The following is a 6,351-nucleotide window of genomic DNA, read 5'->3' on the forward strand; positions in this document are numbered from 1 at the left end:
ATAAACAAAAAGTTATTTTCACATACTGAACGCAAGCCTTGATTTTTAAGCCGTTTTTTCTGTATAAACATTTTTTAAATTTCTTAAAAAGGTTGATTTTGTCAGAATCTCCAAATCACAACAACAGCCCACAACAAAAGCCTACTTTATCCGTCATTGTGTGTCGGGGGCGCAATAAAAACTACCCTGAAGAGTTAAAAGTGGATGCAGAACATCGTTTTGATCGTTTCACACCCCCACCCCCCAAAAGACACCCGCTAGGTTTGTCCGATAAAAAAAGTGTAGAGCGTTTTGAAAAGCTTTATCAAAAAGCCAACGCGCGCAAATCCCGCCTACAAGGCAGGAAAAAAAGCGGATTTGCTCCCCTAAAAGACAACACACTTTTAAAACTTGTCTTTAATGTCTATGAACACACCAAGCACAGCCAAATCACCCGCCTTATAAGCAAGATTGCCCACACCACAGGCTTTACTCTCCTAGAATACACCCAAATCACACCCACCGCTTATGCAGTGTGGTTTTTCACTTTGGATTTAAAGAGCGGCAAACAATTAGCTAGATACTCCGAAGCTTTGAGTAAAGAAAACTTGATGCGTTTCCAAAGTTTGATTTATGAAGTCTTAGACCCACAGACAGAAGTGCCCGAGCAAGGGATGTTCATCTCCAGTAAAGAGTATTTAAAACTAACACAAATCAAGCAAGAACGCCAAGACTTACAGGCTAAACTCAAAGAAGTTGAAGCAGACACCACTAAATTTATTGATGCCCTTGAGAGTTGGTTTTTTTACTGCACCACGCAACTGGACATAGATTTAGAGTATCTTTATCGTTTCTGTGAAGATGCCAATCCTTTTATGAAAAAGTATTTTGGGACTTTGATCGGGCTTAAAGAGTTTGGAGGGCAGAGGGCTATTAACTATCCTCATTTGGGCGCATATGAATTGGGGCAGATAAAAATGGGAAAGAGGGGGTTTTACCTCCCTAGCTTACCCAAAGAGGACAAAAGCACTTGATTAAAGAGTGCATGGCTTGAAAAGAGAACTTGATATGCTAAACTGATCCCAAACTGATTTAAAGTCATGCCATGCAAAACACATTTTTAAACACCCAAACCCCAAACTTGCCCAACCAAACCGCCCAACGCTTGCTTTCGTATGCTGTGGAGTTTGTTACAATCAAAGAGATTTGCAAGATCGGCAGGGGTAGGGTCATCGATCAAAAATATATTAGGGAACACACGGGAGATTACCCCGTTTATTCATCACAAACAAGAGATAATGGGATTTTGGGCTACATAGATACTTATGATTTTGATGGAGAGTTAGTTACTTGGACAACTGACGGCTACGCAGGCGTTTGTTTTTATCGGTCGGGTAAGTTTAGTTGTACGAATGTATGCGGAACATTGAAAGTTATAAATACTAATGAGGTATCGCCCAAATTTTTAGCCTATATTCTAAACTTGATTACCCCCTCACATGTAACGAAAACGGCGATTCCTAAACTTATGAATAATGTCATGGCAAATATCAAAATCCCCCTCCCCCCTCTCTCCGTGCAAGAGAAAATAGTCAAAATCCTTGAGCCCTTGAGTGTGCTGAGTGGGGAGTGCTAGGGAGTGGTTAGCACTTCCCTTAAATACGCCCACACGGCATTAACAACCTCATTTTTGCTAAGTGCTTTGCCCTCTTTAGCCTCAAAATAAACCCTAGAGACCTCCAGATCCGCGCTAGCCTCCAGCTTGTCAAAGAGATTGCCCTCCCGATCTAAATCCTTTTCTGTTTTAATTTTTGCCATTGCCTCTTTTAAAAGCGTGCGATCCACACCCACCGCCTGCACGATCTCCTCTATCTTTTTGTCTTGTTTGGCTTGCTTGTATTGCGCCAAGCACTTCTCAAGCCCAATTTCTTGCCAGTTTGTGGGTAAATATTCTAAAAACTCTCGAAACAATGCCCTCTCGTTAGGCTCAAGGGTTTGTAAATAGCGGTCTAACTTCTCTTGGTTTTTCTCTTTGAGCAATGCTTCAATGTAGGCGTAATCAATCAACATCCCCTCATCTTGCTCGATCAAGTCATAATCGATTTCAAACCCCGGATCTTCTACGCCCCGCTCGCGCGTGCGCTTTTGATAATTATTTGCAATTTCTTTATATTTCTGTAAATAAAACCTAAAAGTTTCCTCATCTAGTTCAAGGAACACCACCTCTTTGGGTGTCCCTAGTAGCTCTTGCTCCTCCTCGCTTAGGCAGTATTCCTTTTGATCCCATTTAAACCCCTGAATCTGTGCATTCCTGACAATACGGGCTAGTTTTTTAAACAGCTCGTTGAATTGATTTTGTGTGTGAGTGTCTTTTAGCTCTTGATCCGTGACTAAAAGGGGTTGTATCTGATGGTGTAGGGCGTTGATTTGCTTTACTTTGTCGGTGAGTTTGCTCTCTGAAGTATCCACATCCGCACCATCGGCATAGACTTTAACCGCCTCTTCAAGATTGTCCTTCATCGTGGCGTATTTGCGTAAGAAAATAATATTGCCAAAAGGTTTATCTCGATCAAAAACGCGGTTTGTACGACTCAAAGCTTGGATTAAGTTCGCCCCCTCTAAGATTTTATCCAAATATAGAGTATTGACAAAGAGCGAGTCAAAGCCTGTGAGCATTTGATCGACCACGATCACTAAGTCTAAGCGTTCCCCAGTGTCTAAGTTGGCATAAGGTCCTCTGTGGGCTAGGCGTTGGGCGACATCTTTTTGGAAAGCGTGGTAATTTTCAAATGTAAAGCTACATTCAAAGCGGTGATTATAGTCGTTTAAAATCGCCTCAATACCCGCCCTCTTGTCTGTCGTGGCGTTATCGCTGGGGTCAAACATGGCGGTGATTTTATAGGGATGATCGTGTTCTTTGAATATTTTGTAATACTCTAGGGCATCTGGGATACTTGAAGTGGCAAAAATAGCATGGAATTTGCGCTTTTGGCTCAGTCTGGCGTGGTTGTCTAAAATGTAGCCAACAACTTGCTCTTTATGTTCCTTATTAAACATAGCGGGTTTAATTTGGGCTTCAAGGTCTTTGTGTGTGATCTCTTGCTTGTCTAACCACTTCTTGTATTCTAGCTCCCTTGCTCCCTCGCCTTCATTTTTTGCCCTTTCTGTGGCTTTCATTGTGGCAATGTTGTGGCTTGACATACTCTCCCATANNCTTTAGTGGAGATCGCGGCTTCAAGCAGGACAGCTCCGTTTGGAGTCTTACATTCCCTATTCCAAAGGTTGATGCCCCAACCCCAAGGGTATTACCCCTTGATTGCAACACAAATATTAGCACAGCCATGCTGGTGCTAGCCTTATATCCCCATAGCTAAAGCTAGGGGCTTTACGGCGTGGCTGGTAATTTGGGCATGGTGTTGGCAAAGCTGACATAAAAGCGTAGCACCATCTTATCTTTCATACCATGCGCTAAGGTGTAGCGGTGTAATTCCTTGCCAAAAATGTCCGCCGTGTTGAGCTTGCTTGTCTTATCAGTCTTAGGCGTGCCGGTAAAACCAATAAAGAGCGCATTTTTAAAGTTATCTTTAATGGTTTTGAGCATACCTAGCGAATCGTTTTCTTTAGCATGGGCATTACCAAAGGTGCTTCTGTGGGCTTCATCCACGATAAAAATTATTTTTTGTTTGTCAAATGCCTTGTTGGGTTGGATTCGATACATCGTTTGCAAAGTGGCGATCAGCACCACCTCCCTTTTGTCTTTAAGGGCTGTTGCTAGTTCTGCAGCGCTCATGCTTGTGCTATCTTGCACCACTTCCCCCGTGTCCGCCTTTTGGTATTCCTGCAAGGTTTGGAGCACCAACTCCCGCCTGTCGGCTAGAAAAACCACCTTTTTGACCATTTTTTTATGCAAGAGCAGAGTCGCGCTTTTAAAACTGGTGAGCGTTTTACCACTCCCTGTGGTGTGCCACACATAGCCCCCTTTATTGTCTTGGCTTATTTGACTTTCCTCTGCGCTCTTTAAAATCGCTTGCACGGCATAACACTGATAAGGGCGCATCGCCTTGAGGCTTTGGTTGGAGCTATCAGCGATCATATAGTGGCTAATGAAGGTGTGGATGAAATCCACAGATAAAAAGCGTTTGATAAACTCTTTATAATCTTGGATGGGCTCATTGTTCTCATCTGCCCACTTAAAGCAAAATTCTTTTTTGAAATCTTGCGCGCCCCCAAAATTAGAAAAATACTTGATCTTTTCAGGGGTGGCACACACAAAGAGCTGGATACACTTGAATAAACCCTTAAATGCCCCCTCTTTGGCATAATCTTTAATCTGCTTAAACGCCGTGTTTAAAGACACCCCCTGATTTTTAAGCTCAATATGCACTAAGGGCAAGCCATTGATAAGCAGGCTAATATCCCCGCGTTTTTTCTCTTTCTCCCATTTTTCCCCAAACCATGGTTGTCTGGCAATTTGGTAACGGGTATTGCCCAGCCCTATGTCGGTGTCAAAGACTTTTAAGTGTTTGCTTATGCCCTCTTGTTGGAGCGAGACACTGCCCCCCTCTAGCAGGCGGTGTATCTCAAAGGGGGTTTTATTGCTTATTTGGCTTAAAATCTCTTGCATGTGCGCATCGCTTAAGGACTCTATGCGATCTTTATTGTGGGTATAGAGGATTTTCTGCCAATTCTTTAGCAGATCGTGGTGTTTGGGGTATTCTAGCACCTCCTCCTCCCATTTATGTTTTTTCAAGGTTTGGATAAAGTTCTCTTCAAAGTCTTTTTCTGCCATTTAGTTCTCCTTGTAGATGAGTTGATCCCTTAGGGCGCGCGTGATTCTTGCTAAGAGTTGTTGCTCTTGGTGGGTGAGTTCAATCAAGCGATCCAGAGTGCTTAAGAGATGGGCGATTTTTTGCTGTGTGGGGAGAGGGGGGAGGGGGATTTTTAAATCGCAGACATCGTTGCGATTAAGCCCCGGCACACCCGTAAATTGTGCTCGCTTCTCTAGCTTCAGAGTCAATAAAAGAAAATAAACAAACCTCGAATTACATTTGTGTTTAAGCTTAACAAAATAGGTTGTATCAATCGGATAACAATTCTTATCGCTATAACTAATCCTTCCTGCCGAGCCCTTGCGCCCCACAATAATAGCGGGAGATTTAACCAAAAAATTTTTGTGGTATCCAATAATTCCATTAGACCCAATAATGGGATATTCTCCCATTATTCTTTGAGTTTCTGGCAAACTTGCGCCATATTCTAGGGTGATAACCTCCCCCAACTCCAACTCCTCCCACGCCCCACTCTCCCCCTTAAAGCGCAATGTCCTTGTTGTGAGCAAGAGCTCTAGCATGCTCTGCTTGATTTTTTCTAAAAGGGTCTTTTTTTGGCTAAGTAACATGCTAGCCCTCCAGTAATTTAACCAGCTCTTGCAAGCCTACATGGGCACTAAAGCCCTCTAGTCCGCTTAAAGCCTCTTTAAACTCCTGTGTGCTTTGGGCAATGCACCCCTGCACTCCCTGCAAACAAAGGGCGTATTTGCTCGCTAATGCTTGCACACGGCGCGCCAACTGGGCGACAAACTGCTTAGGCAAGGCAAAAAGGGCGTTCTCTAGGGGGTTAAACCACTTTTGCCCCAACAGCTCTAAAATCTCAGTTTCGCTTAAATTTTTAAGTTTGTCCAGCACCAAAGCCACTAACGCCTCTTGGAGTTTTTTAAGCTTTTCTTTTAAGGGTTTTTCTTGCTGGCTGAGTTGGTAGTAAGGGATAAGTTTAGCCCCTAGCTCTGTATGTTTGAGTGCCTCTAGGGCAAATTCTAGGCATTTGGCTTTTAATTTGGGCTGGTTGAAGGATTTGCAATCCTTGTTGAGCAAATCCTTAAAGTGAATTAAAATTTCTTGATCTTCTAAAAGCTCTTTTTGATAAGCCTTTCTTTCTTGTTCGTATCCCCTGCCCTTGTGTTCCTCTAAAAAGTCGTGCAAAGCCATTAACCGCGCCTGAGGGGTGCTTGGACTTTGCCTAAGAATATCTGCGCCTCTTTCTCTTAGTAGCTTTTCTAATCCATTCTTTTGAAAACACTTTTCAAGGATTTTGACATCCACATCCTCCTCTTGTTCCTCTTGGCTCTCTTGTTCCTCTTGACTCTCTTCTGTTATGTCAAAATGTCCTAAACACTCCTGCACCTCCTCAGGCTCTAGGCTAAGGATTAGAGCCTGTTTGTCGGCTAGAATACTCTCGAGTCGCTCCTCTTGCTCTATAATCTCTGCATTTTGGGCTTTAAAGAAGTGGCTGGCGATTAAATCTAAAGGGAGAATGCGCCCCTCGCATTTGGCACTCTTAGCTAGCTTGGAGAGTTCCACCCCCCCCCCCCCCCCC

General features: G+C 43.4%; 6 protein-coding genes. 2 read left to right on the top strand and 4 right to left on the bottom strand.

Annotated elements, in window-relative coordinates; genetic code table 11:
* Nucleotides 1–98 precede the first annotated feature (98 nt).
* Both C5684_RS02025 and C5684_RS02030 read left to right on the top strand, forming a co-directional pair.
* Nucleotides 99–1,013, top strand: a complete 915-nt coding sequence (locus C5684_RS02025) for a hypothetical protein (protein WP_104629562.1) — start codon at nt 99–101, stop codon at nt 1,011–1,013.
* A gap of 71 nt (nt 1,014–1,084) precedes the next feature.
* Nucleotides 1,085–1,615, top strand: a complete 531-nt coding sequence (locus tag C5684_RS02030) for a restriction endonuclease subunit S (protein ID WP_104639261.1) — start codon at nt 1,085–1,087, stop codon at nt 1,613–1,615.
* Here C5684_RS02030 and C5684_RS02035 read toward each other — a convergent pair.
* The 4 genes from C5684_RS02035 to C5684_RS02050 all read right to left on the bottom strand — a co-directional run.
* Nucleotides 1,612–3,180 carry a type I restriction endonuclease subunit R, EcoR124 family gene (locus tag C5684_RS02035; RefSeq protein ID WP_233708625.1) on the bottom strand — a complete coding sequence of 523 codons (1,569 nt, stop codon included), beginning with the start codon at nt 3,178–3,180 and terminating at the stop codon, nt 1,612–1,614. The genes C5684_RS02030 and C5684_RS02035 overlap by 4 nt on opposite strands.
* A 184-nt stretch (nt 3,181–3,364) precedes the next feature.
* A complete protein-coding gene (locus tag C5684_RS02040) occupies nt 3,365–4,768 on the bottom strand; it encodes a DEAD/DEAH box helicase family protein (RefSeq protein WP_233708626.1) in 1,404 nt (467 codons plus the stop codon).
* Nucleotides 4,769–5,377, bottom strand: a complete 609-nt coding sequence (locus C5684_RS02045; RefSeq protein WP_104639262.1) for a restriction endonuclease subunit S — start codon at nt 5,375–5,377, stop codon at nt 4,769–4,771. It abuts the gene before it with no gap.
* 1 nt (nt 5,378) lies between these two features.
* The coding region (locus tag C5684_RS02050; protein WP_233708627.1) for a hypothetical protein at nt 5,379–6,351 on the bottom strand (973 nt) is incomplete at its 5' end.

It is taken from the genome of Helicobacter bizzozeronii (genome assembly GCF_900196775.1).
Lineage (GTDB): Bacteria > Campylobacterota > Campylobacteria > Campylobacterales > Helicobacteraceae > Helicobacter > Helicobacter bizzozeronii.